This window comes from Nitrosospira briensis, assembly GCF_900115125.1.
Classification (GTDB): Bacteria; Pseudomonadota; Gammaproteobacteria; order Burkholderiales; family Nitrosomonadaceae; genus Nitrosospira; species Nitrosospira briensis_A.
The window spans coordinates 189,556-211,267 of sequence record NZ_FOVJ01000003.1; the positions used below are offsets into that span (position 1 = coordinate 189,556).

At 53.9% G+C, this 21,712-nt stretch carries 16 protein-coding genes; 13 read left to right on the top strand and 3 right to left on the bottom strand.

The features are described 5' to 3' along the window. The first annotated feature begins 14 nt into the window (after positions 1–14). The 4 genes from BMZ14_RS08905 (at position 15) to BMZ14_RS08920 (ending at position 4,592) form a co-directional block, all read left to right on the top strand. The gene (locus BMZ14_RS08905) at positions 15–1,949 is read left to right on the top strand and encodes an XrtA/PEP-CTERM system amidotransferase (RefSeq protein ID WP_074796854.1); all 1,935 of its coding nucleotides are present in this window, start codon (positions 15–17) and stop codon (positions 1,947–1,949) included. A 151-nt stretch (positions 1,950–2,100) separates the two neighbouring features. Next, positions 2,101–3,063: a polysaccharide deacetylase family protein gene (locus BMZ14_RS08910; RefSeq protein ID WP_074796856.1), complete on the top strand. Its 963-nt coding sequence runs from the start codon at positions 2,101–2,103 to the stop codon at positions 3,061–3,063. Further along, positions 3,060–4,001, top strand: a complete 942-nt coding sequence (locus BMZ14_RS08915; protein WP_074796858.1) for a GNAT family N-acetyltransferase — start codon at positions 3,060–3,062, stop codon at positions 3,999–4,001. The genes BMZ14_RS08910 and BMZ14_RS08915 overlap by 4 nt, the downstream gene beginning before the upstream one ends. A 12-nt stretch (positions 4,002–4,013) precedes the next feature. Further along, a complete protein-coding gene (locus tag BMZ14_RS08920; protein WP_074796860.1) occupies positions 4,014–4,592 on the top strand; it encodes a GNAT family N-acetyltransferase in 579 nt (192 codons plus the stop codon). A 30-nt stretch (positions 4,593–4,622) separates the two neighbouring features. On the opposite strand, the gene BMZ14_RS08925 is transcribed toward BMZ14_RS08920, so the two are convergent. Together BMZ14_RS08925 and BMZ14_RS08930 are read right to left on the bottom strand one after the other, a co-directional pair. Next, entirely contained in the window at positions 4,623–7,043 is a 2,421-nt protein-coding gene (locus tag BMZ14_RS08925) for a VanZ family protein (protein WP_074796862.1), read from the bottom strand. 70 nt (positions 7,044–7,113) lie between these two features. Then, the gene (locus BMZ14_RS08930; protein ID WP_074797060.1) at positions 7,114–8,460 is read right to left on the bottom strand and encodes a right-handed parallel beta-helix repeat-containing protein; all 1,347 of its coding nucleotides are present in this window, start codon (positions 8,458–8,460) and stop codon (positions 7,114–7,116) included. A gap of 257 nt (positions 8,461–8,717) precedes the next feature. On the opposite strand from BMZ14_RS08930, the gene BMZ14_RS15280 reads away from it, so the two are divergent. The 3 genes from BMZ14_RS15280 (at position 8,718) to lolD (ending at position 10,950) form a co-directional block, all read left to right on the top strand. Next, a complete protein-coding gene (locus BMZ14_RS15280) occupies positions 8,718–8,891 on the top strand; it encodes a hypothetical protein (RefSeq protein WP_218145011.1) in 174 nt (57 codons plus the stop codon). Between the two features lie 141 nt (positions 8,892–9,032). After that, positions 9,033–10,280 carry a lipoprotein-releasing ABC transporter permease subunit gene (locus BMZ14_RS08940; RefSeq protein ID WP_074796865.1) on the top strand — a complete coding sequence of 416 codons (1,248 nt, stop codon included), beginning with the start codon at positions 9,033–9,035 and terminating at the stop codon, positions 10,278–10,280. Continuing rightward, on the top strand, positions 10,273–10,950 hold the full coding sequence (gene lolD / locus BMZ14_RS08945) for a lipoprotein-releasing ABC transporter ATP-binding protein LolD (protein WP_074796867.1): 678 nt from the start codon (positions 10,273–10,275) through the stop codon (positions 10,948–10,950). The genes BMZ14_RS08940 and lolD overlap by 8 nt, the downstream gene beginning before the upstream one ends. A gap of 164 nt (positions 10,951–11,114) precedes the next feature. On the opposite strand, the gene BMZ14_RS08950 is transcribed toward lolD, so the two are convergent. Continuing rightward, positions 11,115–11,672, bottom strand: a complete 558-nt coding sequence (locus tag BMZ14_RS08950; protein ID WP_083396729.1) for a DUF2062 domain-containing protein — start codon at positions 11,670–11,672, stop codon at positions 11,115–11,117. 238 nt (positions 11,673–11,910) lie between these two features. Between BMZ14_RS08950 and BMZ14_RS08955 the strand changes: the two genes are divergently transcribed. From BMZ14_RS08955 to rfaE2, 6 genes are all read left to right on the top strand, one after another. After that, positions 11,911–14,319: a DNA internalization-related competence protein ComEC/Rec2 gene (locus BMZ14_RS08955; RefSeq protein WP_074796869.1), complete on the top strand. Its 2,409-nt coding sequence runs from the start codon at positions 11,911–11,913 to the stop codon at positions 14,317–14,319. An 18-nt stretch (positions 14,320–14,337) separates the two neighbouring features. After that, positions 14,338–16,554, top strand: a complete 2,217-nt coding sequence (locus BMZ14_RS08960; protein ID WP_074796871.1) for a RelA/SpoT family protein — start codon at positions 14,338–14,340, stop codon at positions 16,552–16,554. 331 nt (positions 16,555–16,885) lie between these two features. After that, positions 16,886–18,844, top strand: coding sequence for a glycosyltransferase (locus BMZ14_RS08965; protein ID WP_074796873.1), 1,959 nt, complete (start codon positions 16,886–16,888; stop codon positions 18,842–18,844). Continuing rightward, entirely contained in the window at positions 18,819–19,550 is a 732-nt protein-coding gene (locus tag BMZ14_RS08970; protein ID WP_074796875.1) for an SDR family oxidoreductase, read from the top strand. Before BMZ14_RS08965 ends, BMZ14_RS08970 begins: the two co-directional genes overlap by 26 nt. Next, the gene (locus tag BMZ14_RS08975; protein ID WP_218145003.1) at positions 19,541–20,149 is read left to right on the top strand and encodes a D-glycero-alpha-D-manno-heptose-1,7-bisphosphate 7-phosphatase; all 609 of its coding nucleotides are present in this window, start codon (positions 19,541–19,543) and stop codon (positions 20,147–20,149) included. The genes BMZ14_RS08970 and BMZ14_RS08975 overlap by 10 nt, the downstream gene beginning before the upstream one ends. A gap of 82 nt (positions 20,150–20,231) precedes the next feature. Continuing rightward, positions 20,232–21,707 carry a D-glycero-beta-D-manno-heptose 1-phosphate adenylyltransferase gene (rfaE2, locus tag BMZ14_RS08980; RefSeq protein ID WP_074796877.1) on the top strand — a complete coding sequence of 492 codons (1,476 nt, stop codon included), beginning with the start codon at positions 20,232–20,234 and terminating at the stop codon, positions 21,705–21,707. Positions 21,708–21,712: the final 5 nt, after the last annotated feature.

Here is a 21,712-nt window from a genome sequence, read left to right on the forward strand (position 1 = left end):
GAGGAAAGAGCGGCATGTGTGGGATCGTCGGATTATTTGATACTCACGGGAAAAGAGAGATCGACCGGGAGTTGCTTGGGCGCATGAATCAGATTCAGATTCATCGGGGGCCAGATGAAGGAGAGCTCTATACAGAGGCAGGGGTAGGTTTCGGCCACCGCCGCCTTTCGATTATGGACGTCTCCAGCGGTCAGCAGCCGCTTTTCAACGAAGACGGCAGCGTAGTGGTCGTTTTTAACGGCGAGATTTACAACTTTCAGGAGCTTGCCGGCGAGCTGGCCGCTCTGGGTCACACGTTTCGCACGCATTGCGATACCGAAGTCATTGTTCATGCCTGGGAAGAGTGGGGCGAAAATTGTGTCGATCGTTTCCGCGGCATGTTCGCGTTCGGTTTGTGGGATCGTAACCGGGAAGTCCTGTTTCTTGCGCGCGACCGGCTAGGTATCAAACCGCTTTACTATAGCCTGCTTACAGATGGCATTCTCATTTTCGCTTCGGAGCTGAAGGCACTGCTGGCTCACCCGGATTTCCGGCGCGATCTGGACCCGCTTGCTATCGAAGATTACTTTGCTTATGGCTATGTTCCCGAGCCAAGGACCATTTTCTCACAGGGTCTCAAACTGTCACCGGGGCATACCCTTACGCTTCATCATGGCCACCGGATGCCGCAACCGCGCCAGTATTGGGATGTGCCGTTTACCCCGCACGGCTGCACAAATGCGCAAGAGGCGCAGGAAGAACTGATTGTCCGCTTGCGTGAATCGGTGAACATCCACCTCATGACCGAAGTTCCGCTGGGCGCTTTCCTGTCGGGTGGCGTCGACTCCAGCGCGGTGGTGGCAATGATGTCCAATCTCACGCAAGAACCGGTTAATACGTGCTCCATCTCGTTTGGCGATCCTGCGTTCAATGAATCCCAATATGCGCAAAAAGTGGCTGACCGCTACCACGCCCGACATAGTGTAGAGCAGGTGGACCAGGATGATTTCGGCCTGGTCGATAAGTTGGCCTCCCTGTACGACGAACCCTTCGCCGACAGTTCGGCCATGCCCACCTACCGGGTTTGCGAGTTAGCCAGGAAACGCGTCACGGTCGCGTTATCCGGCGATGGGGGTGATGAAAACCTTGCAGGATATCGCCGCTACCGCTGGCACTTATATGAGGAACGGATGCGGTCCATCCTGCCGCTGGGACTTCGCAAGCCCCTGTTCGGCATGCTGGGCGGCCTCTATCCCAAGGCCGACTGGGCCCCAAAAGTTTTGCGTGCCAAATCCACTTTTGAAGCATTGGCGCGCGACTCCGCGGAAGGCTATTTTCATGGTGTTTCACTCATGAAGGACGGGATGCGCCAGCGTCTGTTCAGCGATTCCTTCAAGCGCAGTCTCCAGGGATATCAAGCGGTGGAGGTGCTGCGCATGCACGCAACCAAATGCCCTGTCGAGGACCCCCTGTCACGCGTGCAATACCTTGACATGAAAACTTATCTCGTGGGCGATATCCTCACCAAAGTGGACCGGGCGAGCATGGCGCATGCACTGGAAGTGCGCGTGCCGTTGCTGGACCATAAGCTGGTCGAATGGATATCCGGTCTTCCCGTCTCGCTCAAGCTGCGCGGGCATGAAGGCAAATATATATTCAAGAAGTCGCTGGAGCCCTATCTTCCGAACGACATACTTTATCGCGACAAAATGGGTTTCTCCGTACCGTTGGCAAGCTGGTTTCGCGGCCCGCTACGCCAGAAATTGACCGATGCGCTGATGGGCCCGGTTTTGGCCGATACGGGAATCTTCAACAAGGCATTTCTAAAGGAAATGCTTGATCAGCATCAGTCGGGACGCCGTGACTATAGCGCTTCCCTGTGGTCACTGCTAATGTTCGAATCGTTTCTGCGCAACGTGCTCCAGGCAGAGCAACCCCGTTCGCGCAGGAATGACCTGAAAGTGGCCTAGCAATGTATAACCATAACTTCGGAAACAACAAGGCGGCGCCCGGCGGCGAAGGTCACTGCGGCATATGCAGCCGTCATCGTCCTGAAAAGACGCCGAAACCCACAAGCGATAGTTGTGTGAAGGTATCGCCTGAAACTCTGCAAGGCGGCGAATGATAGATGTGTTTCTTACCGTTGACGTAGAGGTGTGGTGTGACGGCTGGGACGACATTGATGCAAAATTCCCGAGCGCATTTCAACGATATATTTACGGCCACACCTCAAGAGGTGACTATGGTTTGCCATATCAACTGCATCAATTGCAGGAGTATGGCCTGACGGGAGTGTTCTTCGTCGAACCGCTTTTCTCAACCCGGTTCGGACTGGAACCGTTATCTGAAATCATAAGCCTGGTGCAGGAAAGAGGCCATGAAATACAGCTTCACCTGCATACCGAATGGGTTGACGAATCAAGCGTACCGCTGCTCGACAACATCACCGGCAAAAAGCAGTTCTTGCGTTACTTTTCCCTGGAAGAACAAACGATCCTGATCCGGACGGGCATGAAGTTGATTGAATCAGCCGGGGGGCGAAATGTGAACGCCTTTAGGGCAGGAAGCTTCGGCTTCAATAGGGAAACGCTATTGGCACTTGCCACGAATCGAATCACTTTCGATAGCAGCTACAACGCGAGCATGTTTGGCCTGGACAGCGGAGTCAGCCCGGAGATTCCACTGGTGGAGCCCGTCAAATGCGAAGGCGTTTACGAGTATCCCATGACCGTATTCGATGGCGGGACGGGTTCGCTGAGGCATGTGCAGCTGACGGCATGTTCTTCCCGGGAAATGGAAAGCCTGCTCTGGCAAGCACTGGAATCGGGGCGTAAAGCTTTCGTTATCCTTTCTCACAATTTCGAGTTGCTCAATAGCGCCATGAATCGGCCGGACGATATCGTGGTAGCTCGCTTTCGCAAACTCTGCGCTTTTCTGGATCGCCATAGGGATTGCTTTCGCGTCCGGGGTTTTCGCGGTTTGACGCCCCTGCCGGTGCTTACACAACCTGCTCCTCTCACTTCTCCGATTTGGAGAACGGGGCTCAGAATGCTGGAACAGGGTTTACGGCGGAGATTGCGTTGAACGAAACGTGGCATTATCAACAGGTGCCTTTGAAAATACAGCTTGGCGACAAGATCCTGTGGGCGCCCAGGTTGTGGCTACAGGTTAGGGAAGCAGGGCTTGACGATGAAGTTCCGCCAGTGGCGGAGCCGATACCGCCCGCTAATCCTCTTCAGGTTGATAGTCAGGGCTTTCTGATAAGATCGCTGCGCGTTATCGGCAAGCAGCCGACACTGCGAAGGCAGGGCGACTACCTCTGCTATATACCTTCGCAATATTCCCGCTATTACATTGACATGTGTCAGTCATTTGAGGAGTACAAGAGCAAGTTTTCTTCCAAGACACGCTCCACCCTCAATCGCAAGGTCAGGAAGTATGCCGAACATTGTGGCGGAAATATTTCATGGAAGGTTTATAAGTCCCCGGGTGAGATGGCCGAGTTCTTTGGATTGGCTCGCGCTGTTTCCCGGATAACTTATCAGGAAAAATTGCTCGACGCAGGCTTGCCTGATTCGGAAGAGTTTCGCCGGCAAATGGAGCAACTTGCTCAACAGGGATGCGTACGTGGATTTATTCTATTTTATAAAAATCAGCCAGTTTCCTATCTTTACTGCCCAATTTCCAACGGTGTCCTGATCTATGCATTCCTTGGTTATGATCCTGGCCACATGAGTTTTTCAGTAGGAACTGTTCTGCAATGGCTCGCTCTCGAGTACTTGTTCGATGAAAATATTTTCCGCTTTTTTGATTTCACGGAGGGGCAATCAGAGCATAAGAAGCTATTTTCGACTCACAGCATTCAATGTGCCAACGTTTTCTTTCTACGCAAAAGCGCGAGCAACCTTTTACTCGTGCGTGGCCGCGAGTTAGTCGATCGCTTGGGGCAAGTGGCGGGCGAAGCACTCGACCGGTTGGGTATGAAAACGTCGGTGAAGAGGCTGATGCGATTCGGCGGATAAATTACTACAAGCATGATGAATCCCAAACGCTTAGCCCGGCTATTGTTTCGGGAGTATTCCATCTATTCCATCTACGGATATTCTGGTGGAAACGCGGCATACGCAGATGAGGCAGGACCACTCACTGCCGAGCTCCGGTTTCAGGCGGTAACAAAGAGTGAAATAGACAACTCAAGGAACGAGCTGATTGTTCAACAAGCGTGGTATCACGGCGAGGGCGCTCATGCGTACGCTTGCCTTAAAGATTCCGAAATCGTGGGCTTATGTTTTTTTTGGCATGGAGAGCGTTACAGGAAAAGGAATTTTTGGCCGCTGGCCGAGGCGGAAGCTAAGCTCGTGCAAATGGTCGTACTTCCGGAAATGCGCGGACGGGGTATTGCCCGGAGCCTCATAAAATTTGCTACCCGGGAAATGTCTCGACAAGGGTTCAAGCATATGTATGCGCGCATTTGGTGGTCGAATACGCCATCCTTACGCGCTTTTAAACATGCTGGATGGAAGCGGATCGCAACGGTAATCGAGATTTCCATTTTTCGATGGGATAAACCCCTCAGGCTGAAGCTCATGAGCATGTCTTCGCAAGGAAAATAGCGGACATGTCCGGCTCCGATCGCACTGTATTCAGAATCTGGCAATTGACGAGTGCATATGCTCGCCACTATGCCCCTGCGTTCCCCGTTGCCTCGGTATCGGCATGAGCCGCCACAGGGGATATTGCACCATGATGATGGCTGCGACAAGAAAGCAATAGAGCGCCGCATACCGGAAAAGCAGCTCTCCCTGTCCGGCCAGCGTTGCGCGGTTGCTGCTCAACAAGAACTGCAATGCTGAAAATACCTGGTTATATTTGACAATTATTTGTTCGGTTCCATAATAAAGCGCCCCGTAGGTCAAGATTCCGGCACCCAGTACCCACGCGGCTGCCGCCATTCGCCGGGCTGCCCCGGGAATCAAGGCAAGCACCGCCTTCATTCCCCCCAAAGCCACCCCCGTTAGAGATAGACCAACCAGTAAAAATGCGCCCAGGCTCCCGTTGCCGGCCATCAGTTCGACCAGATTGTCCGTGGCGGCGGCCACCACCACGACGTAGTATGAGATTGGAATAAGCAGCAAGGCACCCACTATCCACGCCAATAGTGCTGATTTATTACCTGGAAAAATGTGCCACGAAGCGATTATTCCACCAGCCGTCGCTCCAACGGTCCACAAGCTGAATAAAGCCAGAAAGCGCCCAAACATTTCCCATTCCCAGGGCCAATCCAGAACCGGGTAGCCAACGATGTCATGGATGCTCTCGATCGGAACCGCGAACCGAAGGAGTATCCATGCGATCAACCCGTGTATCAGAGCCAGGACCGGCAAGCTGAGCAGATAAAGTTCGCCTCGCGCCAACCATTGTACGATCAATACCGGGAAACCCATTATCCAGTAAATTGCACCGGCCAGTAATATCAATGACAAAAAGGGGTGTTTTTCGTCCACCAGTTCGCGAACGTTATACGGCACCATATCAGACCGTGTAGCAAGCCAGGCCATTACTGTCAATAATCCAATCCCGATTGCTATTATTGTGCCCGCCTGCCGCCCCCGCATTTGTGCGCCTGCAGGATTTGTACCTTTCATCGCATCCATCGTATTCAGTTCGGATGGGCGCTGTCGCAACGCTGCGGTCCTTCCCGCAGGGGCGGACAACCGCGGGTGTAGATACCTCATAATGGCAAAGCCGGCAACGCCACCCAATACCTCCAGCATCCAATCCGTCACATCCACATTTTTACCCGGTATGAATAATTGGCCCGCTTCGACGCCCAAAGCGACCATACCGATCATTGCCATCGCCGCTGCAACTGCGTATCGTCTCCATATATAGTTCCGGGTCTGCGTTACCGCGAGGGCCAACAGCGCACCCAAAGGAAAAAAGAATCCTGCTTTATGCATAACTTCTGTTACCGCACGGTATTCCGTCCCGAAGTAATACACTTCGAAGGGAATCTTGCGGGCACCCTGCAAACGGGCCAACAAGAATTCCCGGTCCGTCTGAAAATTAAAAGGATATAAAAATATCGCCGCTAGTACGAGTATCCACGCCAGCGTCAGCAAAAGCCATCCCAACGGTGGATGGAATAGAGGGCGTGCTGCTTTCGTTACATCGGTCCGGCCCATCCTCCCGGCAAGCCAAATCCCCGCTCCCGCGCCGGCCGCAGCTGTAAATATATCGGTTACGTCGCTTACCCGGCTATAGACAAAAAGTTGTAAAAACTCAAGCACTGCCGCAGCTCCTACTACTGCCAACCAGGAACGCAACCGCCTTCCCGGAAATGCCAGACACCAGAGGAATGCTGCCGGCATCCACAGCAGCACATCGACCGCCAAGTCGTAAATTGCTTCAATTGGTTCCGCGAAAGCAAAAGAGAACGGGAGCAGTATCAACCTTCCCTCGCGCCATTTGTGCAGAAGCTCAACCGGACTGATAGTAAGATCCAATGGCAACAAGCTATAGCCGAACAATACGAACAGATAGGAATACAGGAGGCGTTTCCATATATCGAGGGGTGATCGAGCGCTACGCCAGCCGCTGAACCAGGCTGACAAACGCGAACCAAATGTTATCCACGCTGCTATTCCCAGCCCTGTTCCAATGCTCTGCGCGACGATATCGTTTATCGACGGTGTGCGTTGCGGGAAAAATACCTGCATGAACTCGATCGCGACACTGAATCCCAGGCACAAGGCGAATACCCCGAGTGCAACCAGCATAGCCGCAACCACGCCGTGCGCTGGCCAACATGCGCCCGCCAGTAGAAATGCCAGAGGAATAAATAGAAGAATGTTCACAAGCCAGTCTGCGCGCGAGACGAACGAAAGGCTCATCCCGGCAATATCGCCGAATATAGCCCATGCCTCAGTCAACGGTCTGGGTCGATATTCCAGCGGTACCAGGCTTCCATAAACCGCAAAAAATAAATAGCCAAGCGCGAACCACATCAGCTGCTTGCGGCTGATACGAGAGGAAGCTACATTTCTTTCAGCTGGCGAATTCAACTTCTGTTCCGATATCGGCTATGCAATGATTCGGTCCAGCGGATTTCTGTCGTATTCCAAACTTTGCCCATCATGGCCTGTTAATCGGTTTAATTTCCAGCGCCGGCCGCCAACGGGGCCTTTCCTTATCAAGCGAATAAGCGCCTATCCTGTCGGCGCCGATCAAGCCCTCGCCATCGAAGTCCATGCCCGCGTCCGGGTAAATAGCAAAACGGGCACTGTTTCCGGCATGTTTTCGCACCTTGATGCCCTTAGGCGCCAGGTTCATTTCACCCAAAGGTGCGAATGGCCGCACAAGGTGATTCCGGGCCTCGCTGAAACCACCCGTCAGGTTGCTTTCCGTGGAAGTGCCGCGCAGCGGGGACAGGGCGAATATGATATTACCCGAGATGAGTTGCTGATTCACCGGGTCCCCCCAGCGGCGCACGATAGTCATGCCGGATCCCTTCGTTATGACGGTATTGTAGAACACGCTTATCGTGCGCGTAGTGCCATGATGTGGTTGAATGCGTGCCCCATCGCCGAAATGATTTACAAACAGGTTATTGTACAGCGCGATATTCCCTTCTCCCTGGAATAACGATTCGTGCGGATTCTGGTAGAAGAAATTATCGTAGACGAGATACATGTCGTCTGACCCTGGTCCGGAAAGCGGCCAGTGCCCTACCAGCACATTGGGCCTGGGCGACGCTTTGGATCCGCCGTTCGCTTTGCTGAAAACATTGTGGCGAATGATTGTCACGCTTCGCCCCTCCGGTATTTCCGGAAGAATCGGCCGAGGCTGCTGATGCTTGATCTGTAAGTTATAACCCAGCGTATCAACTACCAGATTGTGCTCAATCAACCCCGCAATAAAAGGCGCCTGTCCATCCGAATCTCCAAGATAGAGGCCCGTTCCCGCGCCGGCGATCACATTGTTGCGAATTACCCAGCCCCAGGCCGGGCATTTGGTTGAAATACCCACCGTTTGCTGATCGTTGCCGTGCCCGCGTACACGCAACCCATCAAGGGTAATGTGATGCGCCCAATCCGCACTTCCTTCACATTTCACCCCATCCACGGCCAACTGACGTCCGTCGAGGTCCAGGTTGCGAATGGTAACGTGGCTCGAATTGACGATGCTCACCGTGTTATGCCCCGGCCGCCCGGCAAAAATTGCACGCGGACCGCTGTCTGGTCCCGAAATTGTAATAGGCGCCGCCGCCGTGCCATGAAGATTATGGATTGGCAGGCCGTCCTTGTATTCTCCCGGCATCAGCCGCAGATGGGCACCCGGTTCCAATGCTTTTAGCCTTGCGCGATAGCTGTCGGGACTTGCAGTATAAATCGGATGGGCATAGGTATACGATGAGCCAAGGAGAATGCCAGCCAGCGTCACGAGCAACCGAAAAGAAAGATTGTGATTTAATTCGATCATTAAAAGACGGTGAAGGGAATATTGGAGCCGGGGCGAACAGCGCATGCTGAGCATCTTACGCAGTTATCGCCGGCGTTTGTAGCCCGGGATTGCGACGAGGTGTTTGGCCACTTATGCTAGAGGCAACTTGGTTGCAATATAGACTTTTATACATTTGTTGAATCTTCAGAAGCAAGCAGAAGAGATGATTACTGCTCGCGGAGAGCGGGTGACACGCGGCAGAGTTTAAATTCTTGCCATGCTACTGGCAGAACCTTGTGAATACCGAGGTAAGTTACAGCATCAAGGAAACCAGATCGAATGGCATCAAAATTTTTCTTCAAGGCAAGAATCTTCTTGATGAAGAAATGCGCGGGCTTAACTTTTTTTTCAAGAATTTTGCTCGGTTACCGGGAAGAGCGGTCGTGATCGGCTTGAGAGGCGGGTTTTGATTGCTCCCCCTGGCGCGATCCAGCAGGCGTTGATCTGATGCGGAAGCGTATATGCGGGGTTTCACTGTTCAGTTGTCTGTTAAGCCTCAGCGGAATGTGGCACACTTCGGGATTGCGTTTTATATCCAGGTCTGTTGATCCGTGTCGCCTTACGAGCTCTTTATCGGTTTGCGCTATACCCGCGCGAAGCGCCGCAATCACTTCATTTCCTTTATTTCCCTGATTTCCCTGCTGGGTATTACACTCGGTATGACAGCACTTATCACTGTCATGTCGGTAATGAATGGTTTTCAGAAAGAAGTGCGCTCGCGTATCCTCGGTGTCGCATCCCATATTCAGGTAAGTGGCATAGATGGCAAGCTGACCGACTGGCGCCAGGTAGCGGAGGAAGCGCTCAGGCACCCCGAGGTGGAGGCTGCCGCACCCTACGTCGGTGCACAGGGCATGGTCTCGTTCGATCAGGTCGTCAGCGGGGTTGTAGTAAGGGGCATTCTGCCAGGCATGGAAGACAATGTCGCCGATTTGGGACGAATGATGATAGACGGCAAGCTCGAGTATCTCGTGCCGGGGCAATTCGGCATTGTTATCGGCAGGGAATTGGCACGAGCTCTAGGTGTATTTACCGGCGACAAAATTGTTCTGATCTCTCCGCAGGGGCAGGTAACGCCAGCAGGCATATTGCCACGCCTCAGACAGTTCACTATTACCGGTATCTTCGAAGCGGGACATTTCGAATACGACTCGGGCCTGGTGCTGATCCATATTGCGGACGCACAGAAGCTGTATCGCATGGGAGACGACCAGGTGTCTGGTGTGCGGTTGAAGCTGCGCGACCTGTTCCAGGCGCCCCAGGTGGCGCGCGAGCTTGCGCCCATGATTTCCACAGACATCCACATCACCGATTGGAGCCGCCAGCATGCCAATTATTTCCGCGCGATCCAGATCGAGAAGCGCATGCTGGGACTCATTCTCGCCCTCATTATCGCGGTTGCGGCATTCAATATCGTCTCCACCCTGGTCATGACCGTAACCGATAAGCAGTCCGATATCGCGATACTGCGAACATTGGGCGCCAGCCCGCGCAGCATCATGAAGGTCTTTATCGTGCAGGGGACGCTGATCGGTATTCTTGGCACAACACTTGGTGTAATCGGCGGCGTATCGCTAGCCTATAACGTCGAGGCGGTGATAGGACTGATCGAGCGCGTATTCAGCGTGCAATTCCTTTCACGGGAGGTCTACTACATCAGCGAAATTCCATCGGATCCCCAGCTCGCCGACGTGATCACGGTGGCCGCGGTATCGTTTGTGCTGACTTTGCTCGCGACACTTTATCCCAGTTACCGGGCGTCCAGGGTCAATCCCGCCGAGGCGCTGCGATATGAATAAGACGATCATTTCCTGCCAGAATCTGCGCAAGAGCTATTACCAGGGTAAGCTTGAAGTGCCGGTACTGATGGGAATAGACCTGAATGTGGAAGCAGGGGAAACGATTGCCGTTGTCGGCTCATCGGGTTCCGGAAAAAGTACGCTGCTGCACTTGCTCGGAGGATTGGATGCGCCAACAGGCGGCCATATTCGCATCATGGGACATGATATCGCCACCATCCACGAGGAAGAAAGATGCGAGCTCCGTAACACGTCGCTTGGCTTCATTTATCAGTTTCACCATCTGCTACCTGAATTCAGCGCGTTGGAGAATGTGGCCATGCCATTGCTCATTCGACGCACGAGCGCTACCGAAGCCTATGGCAGCGCAACTGAAGTATTGAAGCAGGTGGGCCTGGGGCATCGCCTTACCCACACGCCGGGTGAGCTCTCCGGTGGCGAGCGTCAGCGCGCGGCGGTAGCGCGCGCCCTGGTTACGAGGCCGGCTTGTGTTCTTGCGGATGAGCCTACCGGCAACCTCGACCGGCGTACCGCCGGAGAGGTATTCAATCTGATGCTCGAGCTTAACCGGAACGTGGGCGCAAGTCTCATCATTGTGACGCACGACCCGGAACTCGCCAGGAAGGCCGGACGGATATCACATCTCGAAGATGGCTTACTGACCGGGTGATGGCCCGCTGAAGGACCCCGAGTGTAGGTGCAGGATGGGTTACGCTCGGCGCCTCCGCAGAACAATCGGGATCATGGATGGTTGGAGTGACGAAAGAACTCCAGCGTTTATTTCCGATGCCAGGATAGGCTCGGGTTCCGCCTCACCCCTCACCCGCCCTGCACTTAGTAATGTCGGTGCCGTCTCGCCCGTTTGCGCCATTCATGAATAGCATAGAGTCGCCACCCCCCCCGCACCAGGAGATAACCGGCGAAAGAAAGCAGTAGCGCCAGCAGACACAACCCCACGAGTAAAGGCTTGCCCAGCGAAACCACCCATTCCACCAATGCAGGGATCCATTCACTGATGCTTTTATCCATAAGGTGCAGCTCTACTTCGGGCATGCTGCCCGTGTTATCGCCGGTTACGGCTGTGCCTATCGCATAGGCAGCGATGTAGATCGGCAGAATGGTAAAGGGATTGGAATAAAGTGTCGAAATTACCGCCACGGGGAGGTTTACCTTGAAAACGATGGCGAACAAAGCGGCAAAAAAGAACTGAATCGGGTTACTGCCGGGGATCAGGCCTGTGAATAAGCCAACCGCAACGCCTCCCGCGACCGACCTGCGATGGAGATGCCATAAGTTATGATGGTGCAGTCGGTCTCCAAATAATCCGACAAAGCGGTTTTGCCGGATGGTCTCGTGAGAGGGTAGATATTTTTTGAAAAATTTTCGCAGCACAAGAATGAGTGTACGGAAATACCGGCTCGAGGTGCAATGTAAATATTAGGGTCCGCAATCACCATGCTGACAGAAAATTTGTACCGCCTGAAAGAAACAGAATTGGCGCTAATGTATGCTGCTTTTGCTGCTAAGACTTTGTATCCCAACCTTACGAATCCAGCCTTCGATGCCTTCGTATTCCCGCTGATTCCGTAGTTTCCATGTCCGTATTTTCGATACTTGGCGCAAGCCGCCGATGAGAACTCATATTCTGGTGTTTGCCGTTGGGATAGGACTACTGCAACAGCAGCCCATGTTGCCCGAAAGCGCATGGGCATGGGCGCTTTTACCCGGTGCGGCTTTCGCATTCCTGCTTTTGCGTACCCGGAGCAATGGTCTGATCACGATCGGCAAAGTCCTGTTTGCGGTAGTTTTCCTGGCGGCGGGATTTTTCTGGGCTGCAGCATTTGCTCAATGGCGCCTGGCCGATGTGCTCCCGCATGAATGGGAGGGACGCGATATTCAATTGATCGGCGTGGTGGCGGAATTGCCGCAAGTCAATGAGCGTAACGTGCGTTTTGCGTTCGATGTGGAACAAGTGCTAACGGAAGATGCGATTGTTCCTGCGCGTATTTCCCTTGCCTGGTACGACGCGCGCGGAAAGCGTTTCAAGGCTGAAGCTGCACCGCCACAGATCCGTGCAGGCGAGCGCTGGCGAATCACAACGCGGCTCAAGCGTCCCCATGGCAGCGTCAATCCTCATGGTTTTGATTTCGAGCAATGGGCTCTCGAGCGCAACATTCGAGCCAGCGGATACGTGCGGGAAAACGATGGGAATGTGCGGTTGGATGAGATGGTTAATCGTCCGGCCTATCAGGTCGAGCGTTTGCGGCAGGAAGTCCGGGAGCAGTTCATTCAGGCATTGCCTGGCCATGTTTATACTGGTGTTCTCGTTGCGCTGGCAGTGGGGGATCAGAGGGCAATTCCGCGGGAACAGTGGCAGATATTTACCCGAACTGGAATAAACCATCTGATGAGTATATCCGGGCTTCATGTAACCATGATTTCCGGTCTGATATTTGCGCTGGTGTACTGGTTGTGGCGCAGGAGCCATTATTTGACGCTGCGCTTGCCGGCTCGCAAAGCGGCAGCGGCCGCAGGGTTAACGGTGGCGCTGGGTTACGCGCTGCTTGCAGGCTTCGCAATACCGGCCCAGCGCACGGTTTACATGCTTGCAGTCGTAGCCATTGCTTTGTGGCTAGGGCGTTCCACTTCAGTGACGGCGGTGCTTTCCTGGGCATTGCTGGCGGTGGTGGTGCTCGATCCATGGGCGGTACTTTCGCCTGGCTTCTGGTTATCATTCGGGGCCATAGCAATCATCATGCTGGTGTCGGCAGGGCGCATCGGTAGAACGCACTGGCTGATCGGCTGGGCTCGGGTGCAATGGGCCATCACGTTGAGCCTGATACCTCCCTTGCTGGCGATGTTTCAGCAAGTATCGATGGTATCGCCTGTCGCAAATGCCATCGCGATTCCCCTGGTGAGCCTGATGGTAGTTCCGCTTACCCTGCTGGGCACGCTGCCGTTGCTCGACTTCATGTTGATGCCCGCACATTGGCTGCTGAGCATTTGCATGGCAGCCATGCAGTGGATGAGCGATTTACCGGAGGCGGTCTGGAGCCAGCATGCGCCGCCCGCCTGGACAGTGGCAGCGGCGATGGCGGGAATCTTCTGGCTAATGCTGCCTGGAGGATTGGGACTGGGGTGGGGGTTGGGTCCCAGGCTTACCACAGGATTTCCTGCCCGCTGGCTGGGACTGGTTGCCTTGCTGCCGATGTTTCTGGCGCTTCCGCCAAAACCGGCGTCAGGGGAGTTATGGTTGACGGTGCTGGATGTCGGCCAGGGACTGGCGGTGGTTGCGCGCACGGAAAATCACACCTTGCTCTACGATACAGGTCCGGGTTTCAGTGCTGAGGCGGACAGCGGCAGCCGTACTATTGTTCCTTTTTTACGGGCAGAAGGTGTAAAGCATCTTGATGCGATGATCGTAACGCATGCTGATTTGGATCACAGCGGCGGCGCGCTGTCGGTTCTGGAAGCGGTGCCGGTGGGATGGGTGGTATCGTCCTTGAACGAGGACCACCCCATCCAACTGGCTGCTTCCAACAAACAGCAGTGCCGCGCGGGACAATCGTGGCGATGGGATGGGGTACGCTTTGACATGTTGCATCCTTCAGAACAGAACTACAATAATCCCAGGCTCAAAACCAATGCGTTGAGCTGTGTGCTGAAAATCACCACCACCCACGGCAGCGTGCTGCTCCCGGCCGATATTGATAAAAAATCCGAGTATAAGTTGCTCGCAGATAAGGGCGACGCACTCGCCTCGACGGTGCTTGTGGCGCCGCATCACGGCAGCAAAACGTCCTCCACCAGCGAGTTTGTAAGCCGGGTGAATCCAAGGCTGGTAATATTTACCGTCGGGTATCGAAACCGCTTTGGACATCCAAAGAAGGAAGTAGTTGAGCGGTATCAGGCGCTTGGAAGCAGATTGCTGCGCAGCGATACCGATGGCGCCGTAGTGCTGCGCTTCGCAGACAAGAGTATTGCTGTGGAAACCGGACGAGCGCTCAAGCACCGTTACTGGCAAGACATTCCCGGATAGTATAGGAACAGGCATAAAATGAACGATAAGCTACAAGGCCAAAGGTTCACGGTGGCTTCTTCCGATGCGGGCAGATGGGATGCCGTCTCCTGGCTGGAAGCTGTCGGGCCTATCTTTTCGCCCGGCGAAATTGAAATCCTGCGCCAGGCACTGAATTTTTCCCAACCGCTTTATGCCGACCTATCCCTGCCCACCGGCGAGCTGATCAGTGTGCATATACGGGGTGTCGCCTCGATCCTGGCATCGCTGCGGGTGGATTGCGATACGTTGGCAGCAGGCATCCTTTCTGCTACAGCGGACCATCTGGATGAATACGAAATAAAGCTGCAAGCTGCTTTCGGTCCCACCGTCGCTCACCTGGTGGAAGGAATGGCACGCATGGGCCGCATCAAAACGATGGGTGCGGGAGCTGTTGGCGATGTGACTGACCGTAGTTCTCAGGTCGAGGCACTGCGCAAAATGTTGCTGGCAATGGTGGAAGACATTCGCGTTGTCATCCTCGCGCTGGCCGATCGTTTGCAAACGATGCGCTATGCCGTTGCGAGTGGCATTTCGGAAAGAACCGCGATTGCGCACGAGACCTTGGATGTATTCGCGCCACTGGCGAATCGCCTGGGGCTATGGCAAGTGAAGTGGGAACTGGAAGATTTTTCGTTTCGAATCCTGGAGCCTGAACGCTATAAAAAAATCGCAACATTGCTCGAGGATACGCGCCGCGTCCGGGAACAGTATATTGCCCTGGTGGTGGATAAATTGCAGGGCGAGTTGCAGCGAACGGGAATCAAGGCAGAAGTTACAGGACGTCCAAAGCACATATACAGTATCCACAAAAAAATGAAACGCAAGGGCGTGGACTTCAAGGAAATCCATGATGCGCGTGCGGTACGCATTCTTGTGAATGACGTAAAGGATTGCTATGCCGCCCTGGGCGTGGTGCATAACCTGTGGGTGCCGATACCGAGAGAGTTCGACGACTACATTGCGCGGCCCAAGGGCAATGATTACCGTTCGCTTCACACTGCCGTCCATGGTCCCGAAGGCAAGGTGATTGAGGTGCAAATCCGGACGCATGAAATGCATCGGCACTCGGAAATGGGCGTTGCCGCGCACTGGCGCTACAAAGAAGGGGCGAAACGCGATGCCAGGTATGAAGAAAAAATAGCCTGGCTAAGGCAGATTCTGGAATGGAAGGATGATGTAGCGGATGCAGGCGAACTAGCTGAGCATTTCAAACTGGCGTTGTTCGAGGACTCCGTCTATGTGCTGACTCCGCAAGGCAGGGTAATAGCCTTACCGAAGGGCGCAACGCCGGTGGATTTTGCTTACCACGTGCACAGCGATCTTGGCCACCGCTGCCGTGGTGCGAAAGTTGACGGCATCATGGTCCCGCTTGACTATACGCTGCGAAATGCGCAACGGGTGGAAATCATTTCTGCCAAACAGGGCGGCCCAAGCCGCGATTGGCTCAATCCCGTATTGGGCTATCTAAAAAGTCCTCGTGCACGATCCAAGGTCAGGCAATGGTTTAGCAGCCAGGAACGCGAAGCGTCGCTGGCGCAAGGCCGGGCAATGGTGGAAAAGGAACTGCAGCGTCATGGCATGACGGCGATGAGCCTGGATAAATTGGCTGCTGAGTTCAAATTCCCAAAGCTCGACGCCTTCCTGATCGCTATGGCTCGGGGCGAGATCAACAGCCGCCAGCTAGGGGCGGTTTTGAGCGGCGAGACGGAGCCTGCTGCGTCAGCTCCGCTAGCGCCGGAATTGCCGGCAGGTAGGAAAGCTGACTCGCAATCCGAGGGCGGCATACTTGTCGTCGGCGTCGACAAATTGCTAACGGTATTGGCGAGGTGTTGCAAACCTGCCCCGCCGGACCCCATCATCGGTTTTGTTACACGCGGACGGGGTATTACGATACACCGCGAGGAGTGCGCCAACCTCTCCCGATTATCGGGAGAAAGCAGTGCGCGTCTCATCTCCGCGGAGTGGGATTTATCCAAGGGGGCACGTTATCCCGTTGATATCGAAATCCAGGCGCAGGACAGACAGGGACTGCTGCGTGATGTTTCAAACATCTTGTCGCGCGAAAAAATCGATGTCGCTGCCACTCGGAGTCAAAGCCGGGACACTACCGCAACCATGCAGTTCACGCTGAAAATTACCGATCTGGTACAGCTGCGGCGGGTTCTGGCGTTAATAGAGAGCGTGCCCGGAGTGGTATCGGCATTGCGAAAATGAGCTCTTGTGCGTGTACTTTATGGGCAAAAATGCAGTAGAGAGGGTACGACCACAAAGTAACCCTCGACATTTTCAGGTTGATACTTAAGCACCTTTCTATTTCTTCGATTACTTTTTTTATTGAAGCGGTCCACTCAAATTGACATTTGAGAAGATTGGGCTATTCTTAATTCAGCAGGCTGATCTGCAAGCGGGAGGCGTGGGTATTTTTCATGCCTTCCGATAGTGTGGGCGCACACAGGTGCGTACAACCGGGACGGCTTTACGAGATAAAAAATTCGGGTTGCTTCTACTTCTAGCCAAGGTGGCTGGCTTCAGTACAGGGGAAAGAATGAAGAAGAGAATTGCCCTTATAAGCGAACACGCCTCACCGATAGCAGCCATTGGAGGCGCAGATACCGGCGGACAAAACATTGCGGTAGCCGAATTAGCACGGCATCTTGCAGCTTTAGGCTATGAAATCGACATCTTCACCCGCTGGGACGACCGGCGCCTGCCAAAAACCCTCAACTGGCGGGACGGCATACGCATCATTCATGTGGAAGCCGGTCCCGTAACATTTATTCCCAAAGAAAAGCTGCTCCCTTATATGACGGCTTTTACAAAGGACATGCTGCGCTTTATTAAAGCGGAAAATAACCGCTACAAGCTTATTCATGCCCACTTCTTTATGTCTGCGCTGGTTGCGGCGGATATCAAGCAAAAGCTGGGTATTCCTTTCATCGTCACCTTTCACGCGCTGGCAAGAGTGCGCAGAATTCATCAGGGAAGGAATGACTGGTTCCCTGATGAAGGTTTTGCCATCGAAGAGCGGGTGGTAGCAGAGGCAGACCAGATCGTAGCCTTGTGCCCGCAGGATCGGGACGACCTGATCAACCTCTACCAAGCCGATCCCGGAAAAATTACTGTTATTCCGAACGGCTTCCGGCCGGACGAGATTTATCCACTTGATAAGCTGTTCGTCCGGATGGCATTGAAACTTGATCCCAAGGAAAAAATTATCCTGCAACTCGGGCGCATGGTGCCGCGAAAAGGCGTCGATAACGTCATAAAGGCGCTTGGATATATGCGCAGCAAGCATAATTTCGAAGCCCGGCTGTTAATCGTGGGAGGCGAATCCGATGAGCCCGATCCCGGCATAACACCAGAAATTGGCCGTCTGCAGAAATTGGCCAAAGCGGAGGGCGTGAGTGACCTGGTGACGTTTGTCGGACGGCGTACCCGCGACATGCTGCACTATTACTACAGCGCAGCCGACGTATTTACGACTACTCCCTGGTATGAACCGTTCGGAATTACTCCGCTTGAATCCATGGCCTGCGGGACCCCGGTCATCGGGTCAAATGTCGGTGGGATCAAGTCTACCATTGTGGATGGCAAGACCGGCTTTCTCGTGCCCCCGAACGACCCTGTCCTGCTGGGCCGGCGCATCATTGAACTGCTAAGTAGTAACAAGCTGATGATGTACTTCAAGGAAAATGCTATTCGTCATGTCAATGAAAGCTATACATGGATGAAGGCGACGCACCTGACGGCCAATATGTATGAGCGAATTGCCACTCAGAGTCCCTTGCGGGCCGAAGACGAGGATGACTCTCTATCGTACATTGATGATTCCTTCGAGGCATTAATCGAAACTATTGAAAAGTCGAGGCGGAAAATCAGACTCGCGACCCTCGACTCGGCCCAGGCAATTTACCGCTCGCTTGCTCGCGGAGGAAAAGTTTTGGTTTGCGGTAATGGCGGCAGTGCGGCAGAAGCGCAACATTTTGCAGCCGAACTCGTCGGCCGGTTTGAGGCTACCGGACGCCGTGGTCTACCGGTGATGGCGCTGACCGCCGATACCGCATTTGTGACCGCCTGGGCCAATGATTTTACCTTTGAAGAGGTGTTCGCCAGGCAGGTTGAGGCGTACGGGCAACCCGGCGACGTTCTGGTCGTTATAAGCTCAAGTGGCCAGTCGCCCAACCTGCTCAAGGCAATCCGGGCGGCCCGTAAAAGAGAAATGTTTTGTATCGGCCTGCTCGGTAAAGAGGGAGGTGCCGCCGGCGAGTTGACTGATATCAACATCATCGTTCCTTCAAACGAGACGTCACGCATTCAGGAGGTGCAGTTGCATGTTCTCCATGTGCTGAGCCACCTGATTGAGCAGCAAATCATGGCAGACGACCAGAATGTCATTCAGATAACGGAAGAATGGTCGATAAGTCAGTTCCAGATGGCCGGCCTGTCTGGGAAAACCGCTGATAAGAGGAAAATAAGGCATGAATCAACGAAGTGTGACCGGTAAAGTAATCATTGTTACCGGGGCAGGCCAGGGATTGGGGGAGGCTATTGCGAATACGCTGGGCGCAGCGGGGGCCATTGTCTGTGCTTGTGATATCAAGGAAGATCACGTGAAAAACGTGGCCCATGCCATTAAGGACGCGGGCGGCGCCGCTTACTCCTATGTGCTCGACGTCCGTAGCGAGGATGATGTCAGGCAAACTGTGGACAACATCATGGCGGAACACGGACGAATTGATGTACTGATAAATAATGCCGGAACGGATGTAACGCTTTCCATTGAAGATATCAGTGTCGCTGATTGGAACCGCGTGTTGGATGTGAATCTACGCGGCCCTTTCCTGCTATCAAAAGCGGTTTATCCGCTCCTGAAGCATCGGGGCAAGGGTCATATCGTCAACATTACCTCGACGGCGGCCAAGCGGGTCTGGACGGAGGCAACCGCCTACCATGCCAGCAAGTGGGGACTGCTTGGCTTTAGCCACGCCTTGCATGCGGAAGGCCGGCGGGACAACATAAAAGTCACCGCCGTGGTTGCCGGCGGGATGCGTACCCCCTTTATCATGGAACGGTTCCCCGATACCGATCCGAATGTTCTCCAGGACCCCAAAAATGTGGCTGAAACGGTGCACTTTGTCCTGACGCAGCCGGACGAAACAGTGATTCCGGAGGTAATGGTGCTGCCAATGAGGGAGACGTCGTGGCCGTAGAGCGGATAGAAGGGCGCAGGGCGGTCTTTATCGATAAGGATGGTACGCTTATTCACGATGTGCCGTACAACGTCGATCCGAAAAATGTCCGGCTTACGATGGGTGCGGGCCGTGCGCTCTGGCGTATGAAAAATGCCGGTTATCAACTGATCGTCATTTCCAATCAATCCGGCGTCGCCAGAGGCTTGTTTGAAGAAAAACATCTCCTTCCGGTTAACCGGCGGATTCAGACATTGCTGGCACCTTACGGCGTAAAAATAGATGCCTTTTATTACTGTCCGCATGGGCCGGACGACGACTGCGAATGCCGCAAACCAATGCCAGGAATGATTTTACGGGCAGCAAGGGACCATGGGTTCGATCCGCAAATCTCGTGGATGATCGGCGATATTTTGAATGATGTCGAAGCGGGCAATCGCGCTGGCTGCCGGACCATCCATATCGATAATGGCAATGAAACCGAATGGATAAGGAGTGCCTATCGACAACCTTTGTATACAGTCAGGGATTTGACCGAAGCGGCGGACATCATTTGCCACGAAGCCGGCACCAGCGTCAGCGCCTGCGCGGTACGACCGGATGCCGTCTTTCACTGCTGAGTATCAGCCGCTCGCCCAGCCGCCCTCTCGAATCCGCTGATAGTTGCGCGTAATGTTAACGTCCGTCATGGAAGGAGACAGTATGAATAGCGAGTATCTTGCCACGATTAATCGTTTTAGCGGCTTGAATGTACTGGTGATTGGAGATGCAATGCTCGATGTTTACCTGGACGGATCGGCTAATCGTATTTGCAGGGAGGCTCCCGTTCCGATCGTCGATATCAAGGATGTCAAGGCAGTGCCGGGGGGGGCGGCCAATACGGCGGTGAATCTGGCTCAATTAGGGGCCGGGGTTCATTATCTATCCGTCGTAGGGTGCGATCACGAGGCGGAGCTATTAAAAGAGGCTCTCGTTCGCCATGGACTCGACATTTCGCTGATTATATGCGACCAGACCCGACGGACCCTAACCAAACAACGCGTGGCTGCCGGTAATCAACTGCTCGTGCGCTTTGACACCGGTACGACGGAAGCGATATGCGGCTTGCATGAGAAGCAGATGATAGCCACGTTGAAAGAAAAGTTTCATGAGGTCGATGCCGTCGTTGTCTCTGATTATGGCTATGGCATTGTGACAGACGAGATCATTGCCGTGCTTGGCGTCTTGCAGCGTAAAAAAGAGAATATTCTGGTGATTGATGCGAAGTCACTCGACAAATATAGCCGCGTTGGGGCCACGGTTGCGAAGCCGAATTACCAGGAACTTGTTACGCTGCTTGCGATTACGGAGCCGGCAGTGATTGGTCACCGGTCCGAGCAGGTCAAACTCCATGGGCGGAGGCTGCTTGAAAAAACCGGTGCACGATATGTTGCGGCCACAATTGATATTGAAGGGGCGATGCTGTTCCAGCACGGCAGGGAGCCTTACCGCACGTTCTCGAAACCCGTCGAGAATACCAGGGCAGCCGGAGCTGGTGACACCTATGTCGGCGCGCTTACGCTTGCGCTGGCCAGCGGCGCATCCATTGAAGTCGCAGGCGAGATTGCCAAGTCTGCTGCTGTAGTCATACTGCAAAAATCAGGCACCGCTACCTGCACGCAGAACGAACTGAGCCAATATTTTGGAAGTAGCAGCAAATATATTCACGACTGGCAGGAATTGAAGAGTCATGTTGATATTTTCAGAAAAGAAGGCAAGCGCATGGTGTTTACGAACGGTTGCTTCGACCTGCTTCACAGCGGACATGTTACTTATCTGGAGCAGGCGCGGGCACTGGGCGATATCCTGATTTTAGGCCTCAACTCCGATGCCAGCATTAAACGCCTGAAAGGGAGCAATCGGCCCATCAATAATCTGCACGAACGTATTCGCATACTGTCCGGGCTGGAGTCTGTGACGCTCATAACGTCGTTCGAGGAAGACACGCCGATAAGTCTTCTGGACGTCATTCGGCCAGATGTGTATGTGAAAGGCGGTGACTATACCCTCGACAATCTCCCTGAAGCCCCTGTTGTCCTGCGCTATGGCGGAAAAGTCGAGATCATGCCTTTTGTACAGGATCGATCGACAACAAACATCATTACCAGGATTAAAAGCCTCGATAAACAAGTTGCGTAATCAGG